Origin of the sequence: Flavobacterium sp. F52, from assembly GCF_000278705.1 — a bacterium.
Lineage (GTDB): Bacteria > Bacteroidota > Bacteroidia > Flavobacteriales > Flavobacteriaceae > Flavobacterium > Flavobacterium anhuiense.
The window spans coordinates 48,268-73,936 of sequence record NZ_AKZQ01000042.1 but is presented as its reverse complement, the minus strand read 5'-3'; the positions used below and the strand labels follow the sequence as shown (position 1 = coordinate 73,936).

General features: G+C 34.3%; 23 protein-coding genes. 10 read left to right on the top strand and 13 right to left on the bottom strand.

The genetic code is table 11. The features are described from left to right. Positions 1-128: 128 nt before the first annotated feature. Positions 129-1,028: a carbohydrate kinase family protein gene (locus tag FF52_RS22060; RefSeq protein WP_008469097.1), complete on the bottom strand. Its 900-nt coding sequence runs from the start codon at positions 1,026-1,028 to the stop codon at positions 129-131. Positions 1,029-1,355: 327 nt separating this feature from the next. On the opposite strand from FF52_RS22060, the gene FF52_RS22055 reads away from it, so the two are divergent. Together FF52_RS22055 and FF52_RS22050 are read left to right on the top strand one after the other, a co-directional pair. Beyond that, on the top strand, positions 1,356-3,737 hold the full coding sequence (locus FF52_RS22055; protein ID WP_008469096.1) for a TonB-dependent receptor: 2,382 nt from the start codon (positions 1,356-1,358) through the stop codon (positions 3,735-3,737). A gap of 55 nt (positions 3,738-3,792) precedes the next feature. After that, on the top strand, positions 3,793-4,884 hold the full coding sequence (locus FF52_RS22050) for a PepSY-associated TM helix domain-containing protein (RefSeq protein ID WP_157498668.1): 1,092 nt from the start codon (positions 3,793-3,795) through the stop codon (positions 4,882-4,884). Positions 4,885-5,186: 302 nt separating this feature from the next. Here the strand turns inward: FF52_RS22050 and FF52_RS22045 are convergent, their stop codons facing one another. Then, positions 5,187-5,996: an SDR family NAD(P)-dependent oxidoreductase gene (locus FF52_RS22045; protein ID WP_008469094.1), complete on the bottom strand. Its 810-nt coding sequence runs from the start codon at positions 5,994-5,996 to the stop codon at positions 5,187-5,189. Positions 5,997-6,065: 69 nt separating this feature from the next. Continuing rightward, the gene (locus tag FF52_RS22040; protein ID WP_008469093.1) at positions 6,066-6,653 is read right to left on the bottom strand and encodes a TetR/AcrR family transcriptional regulator; all 588 of its coding nucleotides are present in this window, start codon (positions 6,651-6,653) and stop codon (positions 6,066-6,068) included. A gap of 170 nt (positions 6,654-6,823) precedes the next feature. Here FF52_RS22040 and FF52_RS22035 point away from each other — a divergent pair, with 170 nt between their 5' ends. Continuing rightward, positions 6,824-7,183, top strand: a complete 360-nt coding sequence (locus tag FF52_RS22035) for a hypothetical protein (protein WP_008469091.1) — start codon at positions 6,824-6,826, stop codon at positions 7,181-7,183. Positions 7,184-7,343: 160 nt separating this feature from the next. Next, positions 7,344-9,026, top strand: coding sequence for an aspartate-alanine antiporter (gene aspT, locus FF52_RS22030; RefSeq protein WP_008469089.1), 1,683 nt, complete (start codon positions 7,344-7,346; stop codon positions 9,024-9,026). Positions 9,027-9,059: 33 nt separating this feature from the next. Here aspT and FF52_RS22025 read toward each other — a convergent pair whose 3' ends face one another. The 10 genes from FF52_RS22025 to FF52_RS21980 form a co-directional block, all read right to left on the bottom strand. Next, positions 9,060-9,506, bottom strand: a complete 447-nt coding sequence (locus FF52_RS22025) for a CopD family protein (RefSeq protein ID WP_035692251.1) — start codon at positions 9,504-9,506, stop codon at positions 9,060-9,062. A 20-nt stretch (positions 9,507-9,526) separates the two neighbouring features. Beyond that, positions 9,527-10,243 (bottom strand): anaerobic ribonucleoside-triphosphate reductase activating protein, encoded by a 717-nt coding sequence (locus FF52_RS22020; RefSeq protein ID WP_083847521.1) that lies wholly within the window; start codon positions 10,241-10,243, stop codon positions 9,527-9,529. Next, positions 10,200-10,364, bottom strand: a complete 165-nt coding sequence (gene nrdD / locus FF52_RS23990) for an anaerobic ribonucleoside-triphosphate reductase (RefSeq protein ID WP_008469083.1) — start codon at positions 10,362-10,364, stop codon at positions 10,200-10,202. The genes FF52_RS22020 and nrdD overlap by 44 nt, the downstream gene beginning before the upstream one ends. Further along, on the bottom strand, positions 10,345-12,468 hold the full coding sequence (locus FF52_RS22010; RefSeq protein ID WP_008469082.1) for a ribonucleoside triphosphate reductase: 2,124 nt from the start codon (positions 12,466-12,468) through the stop codon (positions 10,345-10,347). Before FF52_RS22010 ends, nrdD begins: the two co-directional genes overlap by 20 nt. Positions 12,469-12,482: 14 nt before the next feature. Continuing rightward, positions 12,483-13,214, bottom strand: a complete 732-nt coding sequence (gene ric / locus FF52_RS22005; RefSeq protein WP_008469081.1) for an iron-sulfur cluster repair di-iron protein — start codon at positions 13,212-13,214, stop codon at positions 12,483-12,485. Between the two features lie 31 nt (positions 13,215-13,245). Next, on the bottom strand, positions 13,246-14,760 hold the full coding sequence (nadB, locus tag FF52_RS22000; protein ID WP_008469080.1) for an L-aspartate oxidase: 1,515 nt from the start codon (positions 14,758-14,760) through the stop codon (positions 13,246-13,248). 30 nt (positions 14,761-14,790) lie between these two features. Then, a complete protein-coding gene (gene nadA, locus FF52_RS21995; protein ID WP_008469079.1) occupies positions 14,791-15,723 on the bottom strand; it encodes a quinolinate synthase NadA in 933 nt (310 codons plus the stop codon). A gap of 191 nt (positions 15,724-15,914) precedes the next feature. Continuing rightward, positions 15,915-17,912 carry a TonB-dependent receptor gene (locus FF52_RS21990; RefSeq protein ID WP_052017613.1) on the bottom strand — a complete coding sequence of 666 codons (1,998 nt, stop codon included), beginning with the start codon at positions 17,910-17,912 and terminating at the stop codon, positions 15,915-15,917. Between the two features lie 60 nt (positions 17,913-17,972). Continuing rightward, positions 17,973-18,818, bottom strand: coding sequence for a hypothetical protein (locus FF52_RS21985; RefSeq protein WP_008469077.1), 846 nt, complete (start codon positions 18,816-18,818; stop codon positions 17,973-17,975). A 73-nt stretch (positions 18,819-18,891) separates the two neighbouring features. Beyond that, positions 18,892-19,260 (bottom strand): hypothetical protein, encoded by a 369-nt coding sequence (locus FF52_RS21980; protein ID WP_008469076.1) that lies wholly within the window; start codon positions 19,258-19,260, stop codon positions 18,892-18,894. Positions 19,261-19,387: 127 nt separating this feature from the next. On the opposite strand from FF52_RS21980, the gene FF52_RS21975 reads away from it, so the two are divergent. From FF52_RS21975 to FF52_RS21950, 6 genes are read left to right on the top strand one after another with little or no spacing between them, the layout of a single operon-like run. Continuing rightward, complete coding sequence (locus FF52_RS21975) at positions 19,388-19,864, top strand: c-type cytochrome (RefSeq protein ID WP_008469075.1); 477 nt, start codon at positions 19,388-19,390, stop codon at positions 19,862-19,864. Positions 19,865-19,896: 32 nt separating this feature from the next. Beyond that, positions 19,897-21,870 carry a Sec-dependent nitrous-oxide reductase gene (gene nosZ, locus FF52_RS21970; RefSeq protein ID WP_008469074.1) on the top strand — a complete coding sequence of 658 codons (1,974 nt, stop codon included), beginning with the start codon at positions 19,897-19,899 and terminating at the stop codon, positions 21,868-21,870. 54 nt (positions 21,871-21,924) lie between these two features. Next, positions 21,925-22,926: a nitrous oxide reductase accessory protein NosL gene (locus FF52_RS23945; RefSeq protein WP_035692202.1), complete on the top strand. Its 1,002-nt coding sequence runs from the start codon at positions 21,925-21,927 to the stop codon at positions 22,924-22,926. Between the two features lie 28 nt (positions 22,927-22,954). Continuing rightward, positions 22,955-24,187 (top strand): nitrous oxide reductase family maturation protein NosD, encoded by a 1,233-nt coding sequence (locus FF52_RS21960; protein ID WP_008469070.1) that lies wholly within the window; start codon positions 22,955-22,957, stop codon positions 24,185-24,187. Continuing rightward, entirely contained in the window at positions 24,184-24,906 is a 723-nt protein-coding gene (locus tag FF52_RS21955; RefSeq protein ID WP_008469068.1) for an ABC transporter ATP-binding protein, read from the top strand. The genes FF52_RS21960 and FF52_RS21955 overlap by 4 nt, the downstream gene beginning before the upstream one ends. Next, entirely contained in the window at positions 24,890-25,657 is a 768-nt protein-coding gene (locus FF52_RS21950; protein WP_008469066.1) for an ABC transporter permease subunit, read from the top strand. Before FF52_RS21955 ends, FF52_RS21950 begins: the two co-directional genes overlap by 17 nt. Positions 25,658-25,669: the final 12 nt, after the last annotated feature.

Here is a 25,669-nt window from a genome sequence, read left to right as displayed (position 1 = left end):
TATTGATTAGGAAGAAATAATTCCATTTTAAATTTACATAGTTCCCATGTTTGAAGAATGAAGGTAATGTTTTAACTATAAAAAAAGCCTGATGCTTATATGAACATACCAGGCTTTGCAATTTTCTTTTAATTTTTATTAATTAAATCTTCAATATCAAATATTGAAATTTTAGGATTTCCGCCAGCCGATCCAGCGACTAAGGCACCAGTTGCACAAGCAAAATTTAGAGCGGCTTGCGGTTCTTTTCCGTTTAAAAGTGAAGTAACTAAAGCGCCTAAGAAAGAATCTCCTGCACCAACAGTATCTTCAACTTTTACGGTATAACCCTCATTTTCGTAAAGATGTTTATCCCACAATAATAAAGCGCCATCTTTTCCTCTTGTCACGCAAATCGCAGTAGCATTGCTCAAAGAACAAATGAAGTTCATGTTCTCTTCTAAAGTTTTATAAGGAGAATTAAAAGCGGCACTAATTTCCATAATTTCTTCATCATTAAATTTGATGAAATTGGCAGACTGCATTAAATGTTGCAAAGTTTCGTAATCATAATGTGGTTTTCGAAGATTAACATCAAAAACTTTGTAAGTGTGGGTGTGAAGCAACTCGTCTAAAGCTTCTCGAGAAACTTGATCTCTGCAGACCAAACTTCCGTAAATTAAAACATCTGAGTTTACTACTAATTCTCTCGCTTCTTCATTTAGAACAATTTTGTCCCAAGCAGAAGGATAAATAATTTCATAAGTAGCCGATTTACTTTCGTCTAATGTTACGTTCACCAATCCTGTTGGGAAATCGTCAGATTTGAGAATAGTGCTGGTATCCAAGCCTAGTTTGTTGACTTCGTTTATAATTGCTTCTCCATCTACATCATTTCCTACACAGCTAATCATATTTGATTCAACGCCAAGAGCTTTCATGCGAAGCGCCACATTTAAAGGTGCCCCTCCAATTTTTTTTTCATTGCCAAAAATATCCCAAAGTACTTCTCCGAAAGCGACAGCTTTTAGTTTTTTGTCGTTGCTCATTTTAATTTTTTCTTGTTTTTAAAAACTTTACATCAAATGATTAGGGTTTCATCAGATTTCATAAAAATAAAAAAGAATAACGGCTTATGCAACCTCTTTTTTGTATGAAACGTATTGATTAACTTTTAAATAACTGAAAATTAAAGCATAAAATAAGTAACAAAGTTCATTTTGAAATATATCGCATTAATAGAAATCAGAGTCTGTTCAGCCTTTATTTGGGTGTTTTTAATTTTTTTTTAAGAAAGTTTTAATCTTTAGCCAAGAAGTCAGTTCTCGTTTATATATTTGTAACCAGTCTAAATAAGAATAAATTACGGATTTTATATGAAAACATTTTTCAAAACACTAAAAGACAATCTTTTATGTCAAGTGTTTGTGGCTTTTTTGATCATTTTTATAGGATCAGAAAAGGCTTTTTCTCAATCAACTGTTGGTACAATTTCGGGTAAGGCTGTCGTTAAAGACGGAAATTATTTACAAGGTGCAACTGTTAAAATTTCAGAATTAAATAAAACTACTACAACTGATTCTGATGGGATCTATCAATTTAAAAATATTCCTTTCGGAACATATTTGGTTGAAATAAAATTAAATGGTTATGAATCTTCTCCAGCTTCGGTTATTGTTGATCAAAACAATACAGAAGTTACGCTAGATTTTGAACTGACTTATACTTCTCAAAAATTAGAAGAAGTAATTGTAAGTTCTGGAGGAAACCGATTTGCGAGAAAAGAAAGTGAAGAGGTTTCTAAAATGAAACTGAAGAACATGGAAAACCCGCAGGTTTATACTATTGTGAGCAAAGAATTGATGAAAGAGCAGGTTATAACGGATTATAACAGCGCTTTTAAAAACGTTCCGGGTGCAGGTATTGCCGAAGTGAGAAATCAGGGAAGAACGACTAATATTTCTAGAGGTTTTGCGACACCGCAATTGGTAAGAAACGGTGTTGGAAGTTTTACTTTTAACTCGATTGATCCGTCAAATTTAGAGCGTATAGAAGTAATAAAAGGCCCATCGGCTACTTTATTTGGAAGTACTATTTCTTCTTTTGGGGGATTGTTTAACAGAGTAACCAAAAAGCCTTTTAATTTTTTTAAAGGGGAAGTTTCTTTTTCGGCAGGTGATTGGGATTTGAATCGTCTAACAGCGGATATCAACACACCTTTAAATGAAGAGAAAACGGCTCTTTTCAGAATCAATACAGCTTTACATAGTGAAAGAAGTTTTCAGGATGCAGGTTTTAATAAAAGCTTTTTTATTGCGCCAAGTTTTTCTTATGAGGTAAACGATAGATTGACTTTATTAATTGATGCCGAATTTAGTGCTTCAAAAGCAACATCGCCAACTCGATTGACGCCTTATACAAAAGCAGATGCCACGGCTCATAGTGTAGAAGAATTGGGAATTCCGTACAAACTTTCATTTGCTAATAATACGGTAAATTATATGGGGCAGCAATACAATATTTTTGCGCAGTTGAAATATAAAATTTCAGACGAATGGACTTCACAAACTATTGTTTCGCGTACAAGGTCTTCATCTGAAGGTTATGTTGTAGCACTAACTATGTTGAGCAATGAAACTTTGAGACAGCAAGTTACCAATCAGGACTATCCTTATTACGGAACTGATATTCAGCAGAATTTTAACGGAGATTTTAAAATTGGAAAACTGCGTAATAGAGTAGTGGCTGGATTAGATTTTTACAGTCTTCGCGCCACACGTAATGATGCAACAGTAAATATGCCAGCGCTTAATTTTAGAAAACCTGGCGATGCGTACAACAATTTTACTATAAATAAAATTGAGCCTTTATTTGCAAATGCAACCTATACTAATATGGTATCGAATAACGAAAGAACATATAGCGCTTATGTTTCTGATGTATTGAATGTTACCGATAGATTATTGGTTATGGGTGGTGTTAGAGCTGATCGTTATATCAATAAAGGTGTGTATTATCCAAGTCGCGATTCTATTGCTGGAAATTACAATCAGACAGCATTTTCTCCTAGATTTGGAGCAGTTTATCAAGTGATAAAAGAGAAGGTTTCTGTTTTTGGAAATTACATGAACGGTTTCAACAATGTTGGCGGATCTGATTTTTATGGAAATACTTTCAAGCCAAATCAGGCCAATCAGTTGGAAGGTGGAATTAAACTTGACTTTAATAAAATCAGTGCGACGTTTAGTTATTATGACATAAAAGTGACGAATATTACTCGCGATGATCCAGACCATGTAAACTTTCAGATTCAGGACGGAACTCAATTGAGTAAAGGTTTTGAAGCTGAGTTGATTGCCAATCCGATTAAAGGTTTAAACATCGTGGCAGGTTATACGTATAATGACAGTAAATACACAAAAGCCAATCCAAGTATAAATGGTTTACGACCAACAACAGCTGGTTCTCCAACAACTGCCAATCTTTGGGCAAGTTATAGATTGACAGAAGGAGCAGCTTCTGGACTTGGATTTGGTGTTGGAGGAATTTACGGAAGTGAGTATTATCAAACCAACACTTCAACATTTAAATTTACGATCCCTTCTTACACCGTTTTAGATGCTTCTATATTTTATGACAGACCAAAATTTAGATTAGGTTTAAAAGTAGACAATCTTACCAACGAAAAATATTGGTCATATCGTTTAGCGGCTCAAAACCCAACGAGAATTACGGGAAATATTACATTTAAATTCTAAGAATACAATTCGTCATTTAAAATGATATTTCTACATTTGGATTTTATTGCACAGTATGACCAAAGGTTTTAAAAAGACTATCAGACAAATACATTTGTGGCTCGGTTTAGCATCGGGCCTCATTGTTTTTATAGTGAGCATTACGGGTTTTCTTTATGTTTTTGAAGAAGAAATTCGTGATTTTACAAACAAGGAATATCTGCATGTTCCTGCTCAAAATAAGCCTTTTATAGGTTTAAAAACTATAATAGAAAACTATGAATATCTAGAACCTAAACAGAAAATAACGGCTTTAAAAATAAATAAAGCAGAACCTAATGCGGCAGTTCAAATTTCTACCAAAAAGAAAAAGACCTATTATTTCAACCCGTACAATGGAACTTTAATCAATCAGCAGGGAGCAGATTGGCTGAATATGGTACTAGAAATACATCGTACTTTATTATTGGGAGAAGTTGGCGAGTTTATTCAAGGCTGGTCGGTTGTGATTTTTATCATTATGCTCATAACGGGATTAATTTTATGGTTTCCAAAAAAGAGACGTCAGCTTAAACAATCTTTAAAAATAAAATGGAGCGGTTCGTTTAAAAGAATCAATTTTGATTTGCATCAGGTTTTAGGATTTTATGCTTCTATTTTTTTGCTTTTAATTGCGTTTTCTGGAACATATTTTAAGTACGATGCTGTCAAAAAAGGAGTTAGTTTGGTAACGGGAAGCAAACTTAGAAAAGGAGATAAAGTGGTTTCCAACGCCAAAATTGATTCGACTACAATTCCTGTTCGTTATAACAATATCTACGAAAATGCAAATGCGAAATATCCAGGCGCAACTTCAGTTTCATTTTCAATCAGAAAAACGGGAGAACTTCGTTTAAGAATGACGTATCCGAATGATTGGGCAAGAAAACAGAACACGATTTTCTTTGATGGAAAAACAGGGAAGATGCTCAGAACCAAATTATACAAAGACAATAATGCTGCTGATGTTTATGAAGCAAGTAATTACGATCTTCATACAGGAATTTTCTTTGGACTTGCAGGAAAAATAATCTGGAGTTTGGTAAGTTTGATTGGCGCTTCTTTGCCTATAACTGGATTTATTATTTGGTGGAAGAAAGGGAGGAAGAGTAAGAAAATTAAAAATTAAAAATTAAAGATTAAAGATTAAAGATTAAAGATTAAAGATTTCTATTAAAGAAAAAAACGGGATTGTTTGAGTAAACAATCCCGTTTTTTTGTAAATAGTATGTTCCGTAGGAACATTTCATTGGTAGAAATTATGTTGTCGTCATTATTTTACGTTCCGTAGGAACGTTTGGTTTTTGGATATAATTCTCAATGATAATGGACATCAAACGTTCCTACGGAATGTAAATTTGGCCGACCAAACATCCCTACGGAATGATAACTTTGTTTTGAAGGAATCTTTTTAGTTAGAGCACCGATTAATTAACCGTGAGCTTCAACTGAAACATCATTCCATTTTTCCCAGCTTTCCAATCTTTGTTCGTAGCTTTGTTTTACAAATGGGAACGCCACTTTTCCAAGCAATAATCTTAAAGGAGGATTTTCGTTTTCTACCAAGTTCACCACTGCTGGTGCTGTTGCTTGTACTTTTCCAAATATGTTTTCTCTTTCAGCTAAAGCTTTTTTGATTTCGTCATAATATGGTAAACTTTTGCTGGTAATTCCAGTATGCCAGATGTTAGACTCATATCCGTTTGGTTCCAATAAAGTCACATTGATTCCAAATTGTTTTACTTCTGATGCTAATGTTTCGCTTAAACCTTCTATAGCAAATTTAGAAGCGCTGTAAAGTCCCATTCCTGTTGGCAAAGTTGCTAATCCTAAAATTGATGAAACTTGAATAATATGACCGCTTTTTTGTTCTCTCATAATTGGAATAACGGCTTGTGTTAACCACAAAGTCCCAAAGAAATTGGTTTCAAACTGCTCTCTCGCTTCTTGTTCGCTTGCCTCTTCAACAGCTCCTGTAAGCGCATAACCAGCATTGTTGATTAAAACGTCAATTCTTCCAAAATGCTGTTTTACTTTCTGAATCACTTCTAGAGATTCTTGACGATTGTTGACATCTAATTTTAAAGGTAAAATAGTGCTTCCGTATTTTTCTTTTAGATCGTTTAACGTTTCTAGATTTCTTGCTGTTGCCGCTACGTTGTATCCTTTAGCTAAAAAAGCTTCTGTCCAAGCTCTTCCAAATCCTTTTGAAGCTCCTGTAATTAAAATTGTTTTTGACATGGTATTTGTTTTTATAATTAATATTTGATTCAAAATATGACCAATCGGTCATTTTTATGGTAAAAAAAATTATATCAATTTTTCAGATATAATTTTTTTAAGCGTTTTTTCTATCGCATTCATATTGTTATTGTTGCCAGACATTCTTGACATCAAATGCCCTCCTTCAAGCATAGCAAAAAGGGCAGTGGCAAATTCTGAAGCATTCCAGTCAGGAATAAATTCTTTGTCTGCTATTCCTTTTTCTACAATCGCAGTTAGAAGCTGCTGGCCACGTTTAATGGCATTATTTACTTTTTCTTTTACAATCGGATTCGTATCATCGGCTTCTGTTCCAAAGTTTAGTAAAGGACATCCGCCAATTACCGGTGGATTTATCGGATTACTAAAAAAATCAATGTAAGCAAAAAGTTGCTCTTTAGCACTTTTTCCGTCCCTAAGTGCTGCTTCTAGTTTAGAGCTTAATATTTTCATGTTATGATCTACAGCAGCGCAAGCCAAAACATCTTTGTTTTCAAAATGAACATACATGCTCCCTTTAGACAATTTAGTCGCTTCCATAATATCGCTCATAGAAGTAGCCGCAATTCCTTTTGTATTGAAAATAGGAGCGGCTTTTTCTATAATAAATTGTCTGGTTTCTTCACCTTTTGTCATGATAGATTGTATTTAACGATGCAAATATATGACCGATTGGTCATATATGCAAATTTTAGTTGATTTTTTTTTTAGTTTTAAATACAGAAATGTTTCGAAACGTATCATAAATAAGAAATTCATATGTCTATATTTGTTTGAAGTAAAGACTCATAATTTAAAGATAAATAATGAAGAAATTCGAATTGTATTGGAGAGAGCTTAATATCGGATCGATTGTTAAAACGTATTTTGATATGAGAGATTTTGGAGTAATCACCTATAAGTTCAATTATTTAGCTGAGCTTCCTGAAAATAAACATCTTGCAGATTTTATTAAACATTCTATATTGGAAAGTATTCTTATAGAAGAAGGAGATGAGGAAGCTAATGATAAGATGGCTGAAATAGCAGAAAGAGAATTTCTGGATTTAATTAATACTACAGATTGGTACCTTATCAATGAGAAAGGAGAGAAAAAAATAATTCTTTGTCCGATGTTTCATGAAGATGATGGCATAACTTGGATGCTGGATTCGGATTATTTTTAATTTTGTTTTAGTAGCTTGTTGTAGAAAGTGTCTAGTTATTTACATTTATCAACGTTATTTTCTGTTTATATAATGTGATTTAAAATAATTGTTTTTAAATAATTGAAATGTAGTTAGTTACTTGTGTTTTTTGATTAAATTTATCTAAAAAAAATGCAATATGGTAACAGCTATACTTAGAGAACATCCTGAACTGGCACTTTTTTTATGCTTGGCTCTTGGATTCTTAATCGGGCGCATTAAAATTGGGACATTTAAAATAGGTGTAGTATTAGGAATCTTATTCGCTGGTGTTCTAATTGGTCAGCTGGATATTGAAATTCCCGGTATTGTAAAAACCATTTTCTTTGATTTTTTCCTATTTTCAACGGGATACAAAGTTGGGCCTCAATTTTTTCAAGGTTTTAAAAAGAATGCATTTCCGCAATTGTTGCTCACTTTGGTAATATGTTTGGCTTGCTTGTTAGTGGCATATTCTGTTTCTGTTTTTTTAGGTTATGATGTAGGAACAGCAGCAGGATTATTAGCAGGAGCGTTTTCTGAATCAACTGTAATTGGTACTGCTTCAGATGCTATAAGCCATTTAAATCTTGATGATGCAGAAAAAACTAGATTAATTAACAATATTCCGGTAGCCTATTCTGTAACTTATTTGGTGGGAGCAACATCTTTTGTCTTTTTTCTGACCGCAATTGCTCCAAAATTACTTGGTATTGATTTAGTTAAAGAAAGCGAACAACTGGCTGAAATCATCTCAGGAGAAACTGGACAGGAATACGGTCCAGGAATGAAAAGCGCCTATCAGAGATGGATTATCCGTGCCTATAGAATAACCAATGAGAAATGGATTGGAATCAGTATAAGCGAGTTTGAAAGATTAATATCCAACAAGAATATTGTTATTCAGAGGGTACGTCATAGAAATCAATTGCTAGATCCCAAACCCGATACCATAATTCATAAAGATGATGTGATGGTTATAATGGCACAACACGGAATCATTTTAGACAGTCTCTTTTCTATTGGGCCAGAAGTCTTGGATGAAGAATTGTTGAATTTCCCGCTTGCACATTTAGATGTCACCATCACCAATAAAGCAATTGAAGGAATGACAGTAAAGTCTCTTCGAAAAAGCAGTTTTTTTCATGGGCTAATGCTAAACAAAATAACGAGAGAAAATCATGAAATACCACTTGAATCAAAGACGGTTTTAAATAGAGGCGATATTTTGAATCTTTCTGGCAGACCTGCAAAACTGGAAGAAGCAGCGAAAGAAATAGGCTATCTGGATCGTTTAAGTCCAGAGACAGATATCATTTTTGTTGGTATAGGTATTGTCCTTGGTGGACTTTTGGGCTTGCTTTCGGTAACATTATTTGGAGTTTCAGTAACTTTAACGACAAGCGGTGGTGCATTGGTAATGGGACTTATTTTTGGCTGGCTGCATTCAAGAACGCCAGTTTTTGGTAGAATTCCAGAGCCCGCCTTGTGGATTTTTGACAACGTTGGTCTCGCAACGTTTATCGGACTTGTTGGTCTCGTAGCAGGTCCAAGTTTTATTTCAGGTCTTAAAGAAACTGGTTTTGGTATTTTGTTTGCCGGTGTGGCTGTTGCTTTAATTCCTCATATCATCGGACTGTATTTTGGAAGGTATATATTAAAAATAAATCCAATAATTTTACTTGGCGCCCAAACAGGCGCAGGCACCTCAACAATTGGATTAAAAGCAGTTCAAGATGCTTCAGGAAGCAAATTTCCAGTTTTAGGCTACACTATTCCGTACGCATTAGCCAATATATTATTGACTGCTTTTGGGCCAATACTTGTCGGTATGATGTCTTAATAAACGAACCAGATAAAGGTGCTGGAAGGAATTTTAAATTCCACCATAACGCAACGTTGATCCTAAAATCAGCATCGCAACACCAATTGAAGTAACCGTTAATATAATAGTAGACAATTTGTTGATATTATGCGGTCTAAGTTTTGGGATAATGAAAAATTGTGCACACACTGCACAAAAGAAAGTGCAGAAAAGTAAAATCAATTTTATTGAAACTACTTTTTCAAATCCGCTTGAAAAATGAAACCAGGTTTCTGCTGTTACGCCAAAATCATACGCCATCCAGATTCCAGTTATGATAAGTAAAGCGAGAGAAGACATTCCGAGTTTTTCATACTTTTTTTCAAAATTTAAAATAATCTCAGGATCTTTTTTCTTCAACGCTGTAGGAAGATAACAAATAGCCAAAAGCAAATGACCGCCAACCCAGACTGTAGCAGCCAAAAGATGAAGTATTAATAAAAAATGATGTGAAGTCATAACAAGTTCATTTTGAGTTGTCAATCTCTAAAAATAACTTTTATTTTTGGAGTGGAGAAGTCTTTAAGCTGTATCTCTTTAGTCGAATTATCTAGATTTGAAAGTGTTGGCACATTATTCATAAAGTGTTGCACATAATAATTGCCTTCGAAATTTTGACTTTCAAGATATTTGATCATTTGAATAAAATCGCTTTCTGTAATTAAAGAAGAATGAAATGTAGTTCGAACTTCAAACGAAATATTCGACTGAATTAAAAGTTTCAGACTTTCTTCAAATTCATAAAATAAGCCTGATTGCGTTAGTTTTTTAAAGGTATGAGGAAGACTTTTATGATCTAACGCGACATAATCAATTAATTGGTCATGAATCAGGCTATTCAATATTTTTGGGTTGGAACCGTTGGTATCAATTTTAACCGCAAATCCCATTGCTTTGATTTCTTTTATAAAATCAATTATTTTTTTGTGTAAAGTACATTCGCCACCGCTTAAAACCACTCCATCTAGCAATCCTTTTCGCGTTTTGAGGAAAGTTAGAACTTCATTAAAATTTATTTTTCCTTTTCCCAGAACAATATCAGGATTGTAGCAGTATAAACATCGCATGTTACAGCCCGCAAACCACACAATGCAGGCTGTTCTATGCGGATAGTCTAATAAAGTAAAAGGTGTGAGGCTAAATATTCCTTTATTAGATAATGGTTTCTTCGAAATGTGTACGCTGTTGGTGTTCACCTTTTTTTCCAATATTAAAACTTTCTACAGGTCTGTGATACCCCATTACACGGGTGTAAACCAAACATTTGCTTCTTTGCGATTTGTTTTCTTCTAGAATTTTATGCGTTTTCGTTTTCATAAGCCAAGTGTTTTTGATTGTTTTTATTGAGTAAAATTTCGTCGCATTTTGGACAATATTCATGTTCACCGTCTAAGTAGCCATGAATAGGGCAGATGCTGAAAATTGGTGTTACGGTTATATAGGGCAATTTAAAGCAGGTTAGAACTTTTTTTACGAAGTTTTTACAGGCTTCTGGACTGCTTATTTTTTCTCTCATATAAAGATGCAAAACTGTACCGCCAGTATATTTGCATTGTAATTCATCTTGAAGCAATAAGGCTTCAAAAGGATCGTCTGTATGATCAACAGGTATTTGTGAACTATTCGTATAGTATATGTTTTCATTTTGTCCTGCTTGCAAAATCTCTGGAAAACGCTTTTTGTCTTCTTTTGCAAAACGATACGTTGTTCCTTCTGCCGGAGTCGCTTCTAGATTGTAAAGATTTCCTGTTTCTTCCTGAAATTCTTTCATTCGCAGTCGAATGTGATCGAGAATTTCGGTTGCAAAATGTATTCCCGAAGTGGCGGTTATATTTTGTTTTCCTTCAGAAAAATTTAGTACCATTTCATTCATTCCGTTTACGCCAATTGTAGAAAAGTGATTTCTAAAATGTTTCAAATAGCGCTGTGTGTACGGATAAAGTCCGCGGTCGTACATCTGCTGAATAAACATTCTTTTTTTCTCTAAAGTCGATTTTGCTATTTGGAGTAATTCATCTAAATGCTCAAATAAAGTAATGATGTTTCCTTTATGAAGATATCCAAGGCGCGCCATATTGATGGTTACTACGCCAATGCTTCCCGTCATTTCGGCACTTCCAAAAAGACCGTTTCCTCGTTTTAATAATTCTCTTAAATCGAGCTGTAATCGGCAGCACATACTGCGAACAGCATTGGGTTTATAAGCGTCTGGATTTTCTATGCGCTTACCATTTTCATCCAAAAGATATTGGCTTCCAATAAAATTCTGGAAATAAGATGAACCAATTTTAGCTGTGTTTTCAAAAAGCAAGTCAACATTTTCCCCGTTCCAATCAAAATCTTCAGTAATATTTACTGTCGGAATAGGGAATGTAAACGGCTGACCATTTGCATCGCCTTCAGTCATAATGGTATAATATGCTTTATTAATGAGATTCATTTCATTTTGAAAATTAGCATATTTTAAATCTATCAATTTTGAAACGCCTCTTTTTTTAGCTTCTTTAATTAGCTTTTCATTAGTAACATTCAAAAATAAATGTTCGTCATTTATTGTCGGAATCTGTTCTTTTAAATCTTCAGGAACATTCCAATCTAAAGTGATGTTTGTAAAAGGCGACTGTCCCCAACGTGCTGGCACATTTAGATTGTAAACAAAACTTCTAATTCCTTTTAGCACTTCTTCATAAGAAAGCTGATCTTTAAAAACATAAGGGGCTAGATAGGTGTCAAAAGAGCTGAATGCTTGAGCGCCTGCCCATTCGCTTTGCAGAATTCCCAAGAAATTAGCCATTTGCCCTAATGCTTCTCTAAAATGAGAAGGAGGTCTGCTCTCGACACGGCCACGAACGCCATTAAAACCTTCATTTAACAGCACACGTAAGCTCCAACCAGCGCAGTATCCGGTAAGACAATCCAAATCATGGATGTGTATGTCGCCATTCCTATGAGCAGAACCTTCTTCTTTATTATATATTTTATCCAGCCAATAATTGGCAATTACTTTTCCTGCGGTATTACTGACTAGTCCCGCGTTTGAATACGAAATATTCGCATTCGCATTAATTCGCCAATCTGACTGGTTGATGTATTCTTCAACAGTTTGCGTACTGTCTATGTAAGTAGTGTCATCGTTTAAACCATTAATATGTTCTCGTTGTAATTTTCTCGTATGGCGATAAATTATAAACGAACGCATGGTTTGGAAATAGCCGTTTTCAAAAAGCACTCTTTCAATAATGTCCTGAATTTCTTCAACAGGCCATGAATACTTTGCTTCTAGACCAGAAAGAACCGTTTTGAAAATTCTTTTGTCTACAGGCTGATTCACGCTCTTAAAGGCTTTTTGAATGGCATCCTCAATTTTATAAGCTTCAAATAGCTTATAATCTCCGTTGCGTTTGATTACATATTTTTCCATGGTTCTGATTTTATTTAAGACACTTTTTCTAATGTTTTTTCAAGTTCAATTGCTTTTGGAAACAGAATATTGTTTTCCAAATGCATATGTTTTTTCAAATCCTTGTCAAATTCTTCTAGCATGAGAAAAGCCACTTTATAGGTGCTGCATGAATCCACGGGTGGTGTATAATTATTAGTTAAGGCCGCAATTCTTCTAAAGCGTTGCCCTTCTGTAATATGATCGTCTTTTAAGGTTACAATTGGAGTTTCAATAGATAAAAAAGGCGGTGTTTCCAGTTCTGTACCTTTACTGTGTGCGGCTTTCATTTTTTTAATAAAAGGAAAAACAACCAACTCTTCTCTTTTCATATGAGCCGTCAAGTCCAAAAACGATTTTGAAAAAATAGTATGGATTTCATGAAGCTCAGGATGAATCGCACCGTGAACACCGCATAATTTATCTAAATATTCTAGAATAACAGGAGCTTTTTCTGCAACATATCTATGGTGAGTTTTGGTAATATAATCTGCAATCATGTCTGCAGGCCAATTTTTATAATCAAAAGACTGATTGGCAGAACTGTTTCTTGCTTTTTCAATATGGTCAATAAGAACACTTTCTTCAATATCTCTTTTTCTGCAGACTTCTTCGATAGTTCGATGCCCTTTGCAGCAAAAATCAATATGGAATTTTGTAAAAATGGCTGCTGTTTTGAAATCATCTGCTACGATTTCGCCAACTGTGGTTTTACTGGTCAGTTTCATAATGGTTGGGGTATATAGATTTATTTTGGTTTCAGCACATTTGTTTGTCTGTAGTGGCTTTGCATTGTTTAATAATCAATAATGAAGCAGCTATCATATTTGAAAATTCGATAAACGGAATCGTGATTTCGTGTGATTTTGTAAGCGAAAAAGCATAATTATGAAGCTCTTTTATTTTTGCAAAAGCAAAATCGGCATCGTGTTCTTCACTCGTATAAAACGAAGTGACCCATTTTTGCAATTCTTTTTTAAGTATTTCAAAAGCAAGATAATCATCTACATTATGTGCTTTTGGAAACTTCGGAATCAATATTTTGGATGAATAAATAAACTCAGCTATAGTTTTATCAACATTTTCCGAAGCTTGGTGTGCATATACTACAGCTTCAAGAAGTGAGTTGGATGCAAGACGATTTTTACCATGAAGTCCTGTTCTCGCACATTCCCCAATTGCGTAAAGATTTTTAATTGATGTAACTCCGTTTTGATCGACTTTAATGCCGCCACATTGATAATGTGCAGCAGGAACAACTGGGATTAAATCTTTTTCAGGATAGATTCCTAGTTCATTGCAATGTGCTGTGATGACAGGAAATTGATTTGCAAAAGCTTTCGGATCTAAATGCCTGCAGTCTAAATAAACATGATTTTTGCCACTCAATTGAAGTTCTTTGCTTATGGCATTTGAGACCATATCGCGTGTAGACAATTCGCCTTTAATATCATATTTAAACAAGAATCTTTTTCCTTCGTCGTTTACTATATGAGCACCAAAACCTCTAACGGCCTCAGAAATTAAGAATAACGGATTCTCTTTTCCTGTAAACAAAGCTGTTGGATGAAACTGAATATATTGCATGTCGACAATTTCTGCTCCTGCACGTGCTGCGATTGCCAATCCGTCTCCTGTTGCTATTTTCGGATTTGTTGTATTTTCAAAAAGCTGTCCGCATCCGCCAGTACTTAAAACGATTGTTCTGGCTCTAATATATTTAATTCGGTTGTGTTTTTTTTCAAAGAAAAAGGCTCCGGTACAAGTAGTTTTAGCTTTTTTTGTTTCGGTATTTAAGTCAATGACCATATGATTTTCTAAGAGTTCAATATTGGGCATTTTCTTGATCATTTTGAGCAGTTTCTGCTCGATTTCTTGTCCGGAGCTATCTTTATGGTGTAATATTCTATGTTGTGAATGCCCACCTTCTAAACCTAAATCCCATTGGCCTTTTTCATTTTTATCAAAACATGCCCCAATTTCAATTAGTTCCTGAAGTCTTTCTGGAGCTTGTTTAATAACCATATTAACCACTTCTTTATCGCACAGCCCTCCACCTGACCGAAGCGTATCATGTATATGTTTGTTAAAACTATCTTTTATGAGATCAGTCACCACTGCAATACCGCCTTGTGCCAGTCTTGTATTGGTGTTTTTAGCTGTTTCTTTCGTCATTATAACAATTGATAAATCTGGCCGTTTTTTTGCGATTTTCGTTGCAAAAAATAATCCCGAAATACCAGAACCTACGATAAGTATATCTGTTTTAAGCATGTTATTTTGATTTAGAGTTGTTGCATTTTTTTATGATAGTTCAAGCATCCTTTCAATAGGCTTTAGCGCTTGTATTCTCAGTTCATCTTTAATTAGCATTTCTGGCCTTTCATTTTTAAGGCACAAATACAATTTTTCGAGTGTATTCATTTTCATGAAAGCACATTCACTGCAGGCACAGCTATTGTCATCTGTGGTAGGAGCCGGAATCAGCGTTTTATCAGGTACAGCTTTCGTAAGCTCATGCAGGATACCGGCTTCTGTGGCCACAATGAAAACGGTAGTAGGATCCGTTTTAATGAAATTAATAATTCCCGAAGTTGAGCCGATGTAATGTGCTGCTTTTAAAATATGCTCTTCAGATTCAGGGTGTGCTGCAATTTTTGCAGTTGGATTTCTGTTATATATTTCAATTAGTTTGTCTAATGAAAAGGCTTCATGCACAACACAAGAGCCTTTCCATAAGACCAGTTCGCGTTTGGTTTCTTTCTGTAGGTATTTGCCCAAATTTTCATCTGGAGCAAATATGATTTTTTGTTCTACCGGTATCGACTCAATTATTTTTTTTGCATTTGCCGACGTACAGACCAAATCGCTCATAGCTTTTATTTGGGCAGAGCAATTAATGTAAGTGACTACAATATGATCTGGATGCTGTTCTTTGAATAATTTGAAATCCTCAGGCGGACAGCCATCGGCCAAGGAACAACCCGCATTCCAATCAGGCAATACTACTTTTTTATTTGGGTTTAAAATTTTTGCGGTTTGTGCCATAAAATGAACTCCAGCAAAAACTATAATATCAGCATTTGTATTTTGAGCTTTTTTTGCCAGTTCCAGACTGTCTCCAATAAAATCTGCTATATTCTGAATATCCTCATCTTGATAATAATGAGCCAGAATAATAGCATTTTTTTCTTTTTTCAATCGGATTATTTCCTGTACTAAAAAGTTCTTGTTCATGTTAATTTTTGAATTTTCTGCTATGTAGCTATATGAAAGCTGATGCTATTTATCTTTTAAACCTGTTTTTTAAATATATTTAAACACATAATTTTAATAGGGTAAATATATTATCATCATTTTTTTCAAAACATGATTCTAATCATACTGTTTTATATTTGTTTGTATATGTTAACCTTGATAATCGAATCTTAATTTAAATTGAGAGTGAGATTAACAAATATATTTCGGCCCATTCTTGGAATCTTGTTCCAATCGGCATAAGTCGTGTAATACTTATCAAAAATATTCTCAATTCCTGTTTGCAGTTTTAAGATGTTTTGATTCCAATGAAAAGCATATCCTGCATTAATTCCAAAAATCAGATAATCTGAAGTTTTGGTTTGCCCATAAGTTTTTGCAAATTCATTTTGTGCCAGATTTCCTAAAGCGTTAATTCCTGCATTAATTTTTTCTTTTTTAAAATCGATTCCTGCGCTGTATTTAATCGGACTTATAAATGGGAGATTATTTCCTTCATTATCTTTTCCCGAACTATAAGTAAGCTGAGATTTGAATTGCCAATTTTCCAGAAAATCATAAGTCAGATTAAAATCGGTATTGAAAATTTTGGCATTGTCTATAGCCTCATATCTTTTTACTCCAGAAGCGCCAATAGTCATAGGGAGCGTATTAGGATCAATTTTACCTATTATATAATTTGAGAAGCAGAAATAAGAACCTGTAATTTTTGCTGTGATTTGAGATGTTTTATATCCAACCGAAAAGTTTCCTTCGAGGGCATTTTCATTTTTTAGATTTGGATTTCCTATATAATCATAAAAGTCACTGCTGTTATACAAGTAGAATCCGTAGCCTTCAGATACAGATGGCGCTCTTTCGGCGTAAGCCAAACCAAATCCAAATTCAAATTGATCGATATTTTTGGTATAATTTGCAGCAAAGCTTTTTAGAAAACGGTTTTTTGAAGCATCCATATCAGGATAAAAAATGCGAAGACTTGCTAATCCGAAATCATTTGCTACAGTATTATTCTGGAATCCGAGATTAGTACTAATTCTCAAATGATTTTTTTCAGAAATTTGTATGTTATCTTCTAAGGACAATCCGTTGTACAAAGTTCTGACATCTGACCATGTGTACATAAACATCAGATTTTCGTTAGGATCTGATGGATACATCGTCATTTCAGCAATTGACTTATTGTAAAAACCATTCAAGTCAGCTAGAAAATTATGATTTTTAATTTTTCCTTTTATTCTCGAATAATAACCATAAGTATCAGACCATCCTGGCATATCCATATGTATCGGTACGCTTGGTCTTTTGGTATCGTCCATTTTGTGGGTTATAGAATTGAAATATCCTTTTGTTTCCCAGTTTGTTATAAGGTTAGATTTTGGCATATATTTATAACATAGAGATACAATTTTAGCTTCGGCTAAAGAAACATCCATAGGAAGAGCAGAGTAGCCCACATTTGATGCTTTGTCATAAATTACAGAAGTTTCCAAAAGGTTTTGTTTGTTTATAAAATAACCTGCAGTAGCAGAAATATTGTATTTGTTAAATTGAGAAAAACTTACTTCTTTGTTTCCACCTGCTTTATAATTATCAGCATCACGATGCATAAAATCGATATGGGTATAAAAATGAGAATTATTATAGCCTAAAGATGCACCAATAATTTTTTGAAGATTATTACTTTCAAAACCTGAATTTAAACTGCCGTTCCATCCAGTTTTTTTATCACTAAACTGATTCCGTTTTAAATCGACAGATCCTCCAATTCCTGCTCCGTGACAACTTGATTGTTGTCCTGACGCAATGGTGGCTTCGGCTAAATTTGAAACCTCAACATAAGAAGTTATCGGATCCATTTTATCGGTACACGCACCAAATATGCGCATTCCGTCAATAGTAATCACGGTGCGCTCTGTAGCCATGTTGTTTATAATGGGTTCCCAAGCATACGCTCCTCTTTTGATCATATTTACTTTTGATGATTTTGAGAGATATTCTTCTATAGATGTCAGCGATTTTGATTGTTTTAAGTGTAAAGAAGGTTTACTTCCAATGACAATTATTTCATTAAGTTTTACGGTTTCAAGACTATCATTTGGTTTTTCCTGTGCCCAGCATATTGTTGAAAATACAGCCAAGAAGGTCGCTGCTAGATTTTTCATCATTTTATACTTTAATAGAAAGATACAAATTGTGTTATGCCTCTTTCTTGTTGTTTTTTAGATTTAAAATTCAATCTCAAAATAAAGACTGCTTGATGGATTGTCTGCTGTAACAGGTTCTCCTTTCAAAACTTCGTTATCAGCATTTAAAACTTGAAGGTTTATTTTCCAATATCCTGTCATGGTAAGAGAAAGTTTTCCTTTATAAAAACCATTAGTTTCAGATTGAAGCAAATCTGTATTGTTTGGTGAACCATGATTACCCATGCTCGGCATTCTTGGATCGATTTTGATTTTGAAATTATTTACAGCTTCAAAAGTCATCATATCTTTCATTTTGTAAATTCCTACTGCCATGTCGTTTAGCGCCACTTTTGTAGAAAATAGTGCGATATAGGCAATTACATAATTGTTTCCATCACTTCCCATAAATGAGCTAACCGTGCGTTTTGTCGATGCTGGTACGCTTATTTTATCGGTTGCGGTATAACTTACATTATTGATTTCGTAAGCTATTGTTAATTCCCAGTATTCTGTTTCGTTTTGTGCCATCTGAAAGATGATATCTCCTTCGTATACTGTTTTTTTATCTTTTTTTTCTACTTGAGATCTTGGACAAGAATGCTGCATCATGGCCATGTGCATTAACGGTATCCATTCTATTTTGGCATCTGTAATATAATTGTTGGTTTTCTTGTCTTTTATTCGAAGTGAAATATGATTGTAACCCTGCACCAAAGAACCTGTTGATGAGAATAATTCGATTACATGAGTATCATTGGTCATTTCCTGTATTTTATGAAGTCCGCTTGTTTCATCAATTGGAATTGAAGAAGAATCGTCATCAGAAGAGCAAGAGAATGAGATAATTGCTAGAAGTAAGAGCACTGTATATTTTAAAATTTTCATGAGATTTTAATTTAAATAATGATAATAAAAGGTCTGTCGAATGAATTCGAAAGAAGGAAGAATGAAATAAAAATCAAATGAAAATTGGAGGACGGAAGATATTGACGGCCTCTAAATGAGAATATAAGTTGTTGTAAAATGCATTTACTATAAAAGTAGAAGCTCTATTTTTTTCAAAAGAGAATATTGGGATTTTGACAATAAATAAAACCACGGTTTCTGCCGTTTCACTTTTCTTTTCGTTAGAAGCTGGCGTATCATTTTTATAGCTTTTTGCCAATTCTTTTTTCAGATGACATTTTCCATTACAATGCAATTCTGGAGCATTTTTGTTTTCGCATAATTCAGTTGCAATGTAATGGTAGTTGACCACATAATCCAAAAATGGAAATGCAGGTCTGAATATTACCGCAAATAAAAATATGTAAATACAAAGCTTCATTGCTTGTTGATTTTTGAGAATACGAAGGTATTATGAACTTTTTTTTAACGATATGATTGTAATCATACTTTTTGAAAAACAAGTTTTAGAATTTTGATCAAAAGTTTAACAAGTAAAAAACAAAGTAATGAACAAACTATTCTTATTAACCATGTTTGGTTTTTTTCTATTGGCATCTTGCGGAAAAGAAAAGTCAAAAAGCGACCAAGATTTTTCAACTCCTGCGCCTGCTGAAAAAACAGCAGATGCAGAATCATACGACCCAAAGAGAGGTATCGGTAAGTATGAAACCGTTGAATTAGGAGCTTCTCTGGATAAAGCATTGGCAGAAAAAGGACTTAAGACTGCCGAAGTTAAATGTACCTCTTGTCATAAACCTACAGATGAAAAATTAGTAGGTCCAGGATGGAAAGGGGTAACAGGAAGAAGAACACCTCAATGGATTATGAATTTTATTACCAATCCAGACCCAATGATCGACAAAGACCCAGAATTGCAGGCGCAATTGGAGCTTTGCATGATTCGTATGCCTAATCAAGGATTAACAGAAGATGAAGCAAGATCTATTTTGGAATATATGCGCCAGAATGATGGGGTTAAATAATTGAAAGGAATCAAAATCTAAATAATAGCCTTATGAAAAATAAATTTTTAAAATCGATTTTCGTTGTTACGTTAGGATGTGCTTTTTTTGTTTCATGCAAACCAAAAGACTCTACAGATGCTGTTGAAGGCGATGCAGCCCAAAAAGTGTATGTGGCACCTGGAAAGTATGATGAATTCTACAACTTCGTATCGGGCGGTTTTAGCGGTCAGGTCAGTGTTTATGGACTTCCTAGCGGAAGATTATTAAAGGTAATGCCCGTGTTTTCCGAAGATCCACAAAGCGGTTACGGTTACAGCGAAGAAACAAAACCAATGCTGAATACTTCGCACGGTTATGTGCCTTGGGACGATCAGCATCACTTGGATTTGTCACAAACAAATGGAGAAGTTGACGGCAGATGGATTTTTGCTAATGCGAATAATACGCCACGTATTGCCCGTATTGACTTAAAAACATTTAGAACCGCTGAAATTATTGAGCTTCCAAATTGCGCAGGTAATCACTCCTCACCATTTATTACTGAAAATACAGAATATGTAGTAGGAGCAAGCCGTTTCAGTGTTCCATCAGATAATGATAATGGTGATGTGCCGATTAATACGTACAAGAAAAACTTTAAAGGATATTTGAGTTTCGTGAAAATTGGAAAAGAAGGTCAATTGGATCTATCTTTTCAAATTGTAGCCCCTGGTGTAAATTTTGACCTTAGCCACCCAGGTAAAAAAGAATCTCACGGATGGTTTTTCTTCTCATGTTATAACACAGAGCAAGCGAATACTCTGTTGGAAGTTAATGCTTCTAAAAATGATAAAGATTTTATCATGGCTGTAAACTGGAAAAAAGCAGAGGAATATATTAAAGCTGGAAAAGGAAAACGAGTTCCTGCAAAATATGCCCACAATACTTGGGATGAAAAAACTCAAAGCGCAAAATCTGTAATCATGAATGAGGTTTTAACTCTAGATGCTGCAGAGCTTAAAGATATCTGTTATATGATTCCTTGTCCGAAATCGCCTCATGGCTGTGATATTGATCCAACGGGAGAATATATTATTGGAAGTGGAAAATTGGCGGCTTTGATCCCAGTGTTTAGTTTCACAAAATTAAAAGATGCGATTGCCAAAAAACAATTTGATGGTGCTTACGCAGGAATTCCAGTTGTAAAATATGAAGCCGCACTTTATGGTGAAGTTCAAAAACCTGGTTTAGGACCTCTTCATACAGAATTTGATGGAAAAGGAAATGCTTATACTACAATGTTCGTTTCATCTGAAGTGGTAAAATGGAATATCAAAGACTTAAAAGTTTTAGACAGAAAAGCAACTTATTATTCTCCTGGACACTTAATGGTTCCTGGTGGAAACACAGAAAAACCATTTGGGAAATACATGGTGGTTTACAACAAAATTACCAAAGATCGTTACCTGCCAACTGGTCCAGAATTAGCACAAAGTGCTCAATTATTTGATATTAGCGGCGATAAAATGAAATTACTTTTGGATTTCCCAACTATTGGAGAACCTCACTATGCGCAAGGTATTCCAGCAGATAAAGTTAGAAATAACGGACAATTGAAGTATTATGATATTGCGGCCAACAAACATCCTTTTGCTACTAAAGGTGAAAAGGAATCTAAAGTGATTAGAGAAGGCAACAAAGTTCACATTTATATGACTTCTATACGTTCTCACTTTTCACCAGATAATATTGAAGGAATTCGTGTGGGAGATGAAGTTTACTTCCATGTTACCAACCTTGAGCAGGATTGGGATGTTCCTCACGGATTTGCTATTAAAGGAGCAAATAATGCAGAATTGCTAATTATGCCAGGAGAAACATTAACATTAAAATGGGTGCCTGAGAAAAAAGGAATCTTCCCATTCTATTGTACAGATTTTTGTAGTGCATTGCATCAGGAAATGCAAGGATATGTGCGTGTTTCGCCTGCAGGAAGCAATGTTCCGATTACTTACAGTGTAGGTACCAATTTACCAAAAGAATAGTCAGTAACCATAAGGGAACAAAGTATTCTTTGTTCCCTTTTATTTTGAATTATTATGAGAAATAAAAAACTATCCTCTTTTTCTAAAGTCATGCTGTTTTTATCAGGGCTTTTATTAATCGGAGCTGTATTTTTTCCTATTTGGAAAATTGAACTTAAGGCACCACAATATCCTGAAGGTTTGGTGTTAAAACTTCATGCTTCTAAAATTGCAGGCGATGTTGATATTATAAATGGATTGAATCATTACATTGGAATGAAAACATTGCATACAGAAGATTTTATTGAATTTAAAGTTTTGCCTTTTATCCTAGCAGTTTTAGGTATTGTTTCGATTGTTTGTACATGGAAATCAAATAGAAAAGGGCTCTTTATTTTCTTCTTTTCTTTTGTGATTTTTGGAATATTATCTGCTTGCGATTTCTACAGATGGAATTATGAATATGGACATAATTTAGATCCGAATGCTGCTATTAGAGTTCCTGGAATGGCTTATCAGCCACCAATGCTTGGATACAAACAATTATTAAATTTTGGTGCCTATTCAATTCCTGATATTGGTGGATGGATGCTGATTGCAGTTGGAGTTTTGCTTTTTGCTGCTATCGCAAAAGAAAAATTTGCCAAACCATCTGGTCGGCTCTTGGGCATATTGTTGGTTCCTGTTTTTCTTTATTCATGTTCCAATGATAAACCTGTTCTGATAAAACTAAATGCAGACAATTGTGATTTCTGTATGATGGGAATTAGCGATGGCAGACATGGAGCTGAAATTATTACGGAGAAAGGAAGGATATACAAGTTTGATGATATTGCTTGCATGGCACATTATTGTAAAGATCATAGTGATACTAAAATCAAGAAATATTATGTACACGACTACACTAAAAATAATGAACTGATTCCTGCTGAAAGTGCCTTTTTTGTTTCAGGAGGAACGATTAAAAGTCCGATGAACGGAAATATTGCTGCCTTTACCAATAAAAGCGAAGCAAAAGCATTTGAAGCGCAAACAAAAGGAGAAGAAAAAGAATGGACAGCAATTTTGAACAAATAAAATGCTGTCTTAATTAAAATCTTAAATCATGAAACTGCATTTTTGCCTTTCAATGTTATTATTGTTTAATTGTCTTTGGTCACAGAAAATTGAAGTTGGCCAAGACAAAGCCGTAAAAACAATCAAAAAGGCAATAGAACTTGCCAAGTCTGGAGACACCATTATCGTTAATAATGGCATTTATCGAGAAGGCAATATTATTATAGATAAAAAAGTAATTCTACAGGGTAAAGATTTGCCAATTCTGGATGGACAGCTAAAATATGAAGTAGTTTCCATAAAAGCAGATAGCGTAATTTTTTCTGGATTTAAAGTGATAAATTCTGGTTATGCTTCCTTGAATGATCCTTGTGGAATTAAAATATATAACAAAACAGGAGTTGTTGTAAAAGATAATTTCTTAGAAAATAATTTTTTCGGAATCTATGCCCAAAAAGGAATAAACTGCATTATAAAAAATAATACCATAAAAGCCTATCAAAAAGAAGAACAACGCATTGGAAATGGAATTCATTGCTGGAAAAGTGAGAACATGCAGATCATAGGAAATAGGATTTCTGGCCATCGCGATGGAATCTATTTTGAGTTTGTTTCTAATTCTGTAATCTGGCGAAATGTTTCTAAAGCCAACATCCGTTATGGGTTACACTTTATGTTTTCTAATGATGATGCTTATATCGGCAATGTTTTTAAAAACAATGGGGCAGGAGTGGCAGTAATGTTTACTAAAAATGTAAAAATGTTCAACAATTATTTTGAAGAGAATTGGGGCGATGCGTCTTATGGTTTACTGCTCAAAGAAATTTCAGACAGTCACATTATTGGTAATAAGTTTATCCGAAATACTTCAGGAATTTATATGGAAGGAACGAGTCGTGTAAAATTGGAGAAGAATATTTTTAAAGATAATGGTTGGGGAATGAAAGTGCAGGCAAGCTGTATGGATAATGTGATTTCGTTTAATAATTTTCTTTCTAATACTTTCGACATCAGTACTAACGGAAGTTTGGTTTTGAATCATTTCAATAATAATTATTGGGATAAATATGAAGGTTATGATTTGAATCGGGACGGAATTGGCGATGTGCCGTTTCATCCACTTAGTCTTTTTGCTGTTATTACTGAGAATAACCCGTCGGCGATGCTTTTGTTCCGAAGTTTTATGATTACGCTTTTGGATAAATCAGAGAAAATCCTTCCGAGCATAACGCCTGATAATTTTGTTGATGAATCTCCCGAAATGAAATCTCTTGTATTATGATTACTTTAAAAAATATAAATAAAAAATTTGGCAGACTTCAGGTTTTGCAAGATGTAAACCTAGAGTTTAAAGCAGGAGAATGCATTGCGCTTATAGGCCCAAATGGTTGCGGAAAAACTACTTTGATAAAATCGGTTTTAGGAATGGTTTTGCCCGATAGCGGAGATATTTTGCTGCATGATGAATCTATTTTAAAGCAGTTTGAATATCGAAACAGAATAGGGTATATGCCGCAAATTGGGCGTTATCCCGATAATATGACTATCGCTCAGATTATAGCCATGATTAAACAAATTAGAAACTCGAAAAATGAGTTGGATGAAGATTTAATCAAAGCTTTTAAACTGGATAAAATGAGTGAAAAACAAATGCGAACTCTCTCTGGCGGAACAACACAGAAGGTAAGTGCAACATTGGCTTTTCTTTTTAATCCCGACGTTTTAATTCTGGATGAACCTACAGCAGGACTAGATCCGCTGGCTACAGAAATTTTGAAGGAGAAAATCATTAAAGAGAGGAACAAAGGAAAATTAATATTGATTACCTCACATTTGTTAAGTGAACTAGACGATATGATTACTCAGATTATTTTTATGCAGGACGGAAAAGTTCATTTCCATAAAACCATTAAAGATCTTTTGGAATCAACAGGAGAAAACAAAATTTCAAAATCTATCGCTACGATATTAAAAGAAAAACAGCATGAACAGAATAATTAAAATTGTCTTGTTAGATATTCTTAAAAATAAGATTATTGTGAGTTATGCTTTAATTCTGGCATTGCTTTCTTGGGGATCTTTTATGCTTGAAAACAATACGGCAAAAGGTTTACTGACGATTTTGAATGTCATTTTATTTACAGTTCCGTTGGTATCTATTCTTTTTTCGACTATTTATATTTACAATAGTTCAGAATTTATAGAACTTTTGCTAAGCCAGCCCATTAAAAGAAAAAAAATCTGGATTAGTTTGTTTGCTGGTCTTTCCATAGCAATGTTTTTAGCTTTTTTTCTTGGTGCAGGAATTCCGCTTTTGCTAAATGCTCCAGGCATGGCGGGAGTGATGATGCTTTTTGCGGGAAGCTTAATTTCTATAGTTTTTGTATCACTGGCTTTTTTGAGCTGTATTTTAACTCGTGATAAAGCAAAAGGAATAGGTTTGGCCATTTTATTCTGGATGTATTTTGCCATTTTGTTTGATGCATTGGTGTTGTTTCTTTTGTTTCAATTTGCAGAATATCCGATTGAAGAAATGATGGTAACCTTGACCGCTTCGAGCCCGATTGATTTAGCTAGAATTCAAATATTGCTGCATTTAGATCAATCTGCCATGATGGGATATACAGGAGCTATTTTCAAGGACTTTTTCGGAACAGTAATTGGCCTGTTAGTTTCTTTCTTGTTACTCGTTTTATGGATTGCTGTTCCGTTTCTGATTTCAATCAGAAAATTTGACCGCAAAGATCTTTAATGTTTTATTATT

What these genes read in the sequence shown, in the direction of transcription:
- FF52_RS22060 (WP_008469097.1), bottom strand. Translation starts at nt 1,028, where the DNA reads ATGAGCAACGACAAAAAACTAAAAGCTGTCGCTTTCGGAGAAGTACTT.
- FF52_RS22055 (WP_008469096.1), top strand. Translation starts at nt 1,356, where the DNA reads ATGAAAACATTTTTCAAAACACTAAAAGACAATCTTTTATGTCAAGTG.
- FF52_RS22050 (WP_157498668.1), top strand. Translation starts at nt 3,793, where the DNA reads ATGACCAAAGGTTTTAAAAAGACTATCAGACAAATACATTTGTGGCTC.
- FF52_RS22045 (WP_008469094.1), bottom strand. Translation starts at nt 5,996, where the DNA reads ATGTCAAAAACAATTTTAATTACAGGAGCTTCAAAAGGATTTGGAAGA.
- FF52_RS22040 (WP_008469093.1), bottom strand. Translation starts at nt 6,653, where the DNA reads ATGACAAAAGGTGAAGAAACCAGACAATTTATTATAGAAAAAGCCGCT.
- FF52_RS22035 (WP_008469091.1), top strand. Translation starts at nt 6,824, where the DNA reads ATGAAGAAATTCGAATTGTATTGGAGAGAGCTTAATATCGGATCGATT.
- aspT (WP_008469089.1), top strand. Translation starts at nt 7,344, where the DNA reads ATGGTAACAGCTATACTTAGAGAACATCCTGAACTGGCACTTTTTTTA.
- FF52_RS22025 (WP_035692251.1), bottom strand. Translation starts at nt 9,506, where the DNA reads ATGACTTCACATCATTTTTTATTAATACTTCATCTTTTGGCTGCTACA.
- nrdD (WP_008469083.1), bottom strand. Translation starts at nt 10,364, where the DNA reads ATGAAAACGAAAACGCATAAAATTCTAGAAGAAAACAAATCGCAAAGA.
- FF52_RS22010 (WP_008469082.1), bottom strand. Translation starts at nt 12,468, where the DNA reads ATGGAAAAATATGTAATCAAACGCAACGGAGATTATAAGCTATTTGAA.
- ric (WP_008469081.1), bottom strand. Translation starts at nt 13,214, where the DNA reads ATGAAACTGACCAGTAAAACCACAGTTGGCGAAATCGTAGCAGATGAT.
- nadB (WP_008469080.1), bottom strand. Translation starts at nt 14,760, where the DNA reads ATGCTTAAAACAGATATACTTATCGTAGGTTCTGGTATTTCGGGATTA.
- nadA (WP_008469079.1), bottom strand. Translation starts at nt 15,723, where the DNA reads ATGAACAAGAACTTTTTAGTACAGGAAATAATCCGATTGAAAAAAGAA.
- FF52_RS21990 (WP_052017613.1), bottom strand. Translation starts at nt 17,912, where the DNA reads ATGATGAAAAATCTAGCAGCGACCTTCTTGGCTGTATTTTCAACAATA.
- FF52_RS21985 (WP_008469077.1), bottom strand. Translation starts at nt 18,818, where the DNA reads ATGAAAATTTTAAAATATACAGTGCTCTTACTTCTAGCAATTATCTCA.
- FF52_RS21980 (WP_008469076.1), bottom strand. Translation starts at nt 19,260, where the DNA reads ATGAAGCTTTGTATTTACATATTTTTATTTGCGGTAATATTCAGACCT.
- FF52_RS21975 (WP_008469075.1), top strand. Translation starts at nt 19,388, where the DNA reads ATGAACAAACTATTCTTATTAACCATGTTTGGTTTTTTTCTATTGGCA.
- nosZ (WP_008469074.1), top strand. Translation starts at nt 19,897, where the DNA reads ATGAAAAATAAATTTTTAAAATCGATTTTCGTTGTTACGTTAGGATGT.
- FF52_RS23945 (WP_035692202.1), top strand. Translation starts at nt 21,925, where the DNA reads ATGAGAAATAAAAAACTATCCTCTTTTTCTAAAGTCATGCTGTTTTTA.
- FF52_RS21960 (WP_008469070.1), top strand. Translation starts at nt 22,955, where the DNA reads ATGAAACTGCATTTTTGCCTTTCAATGTTATTATTGTTTAATTGTCTT.
- FF52_RS21955 (WP_008469068.1), top strand. Translation starts at nt 24,184, where the DNA reads ATGATTACTTTAAAAAATATAAATAAAAAATTTGGCAGACTTCAGGTT.
- FF52_RS21950 (WP_008469066.1), top strand. Translation starts at nt 24,890, where the DNA reads ATGAACAGAATAATTAAAATTGTCTTGTTAGATATTCTTAAAAATAAG.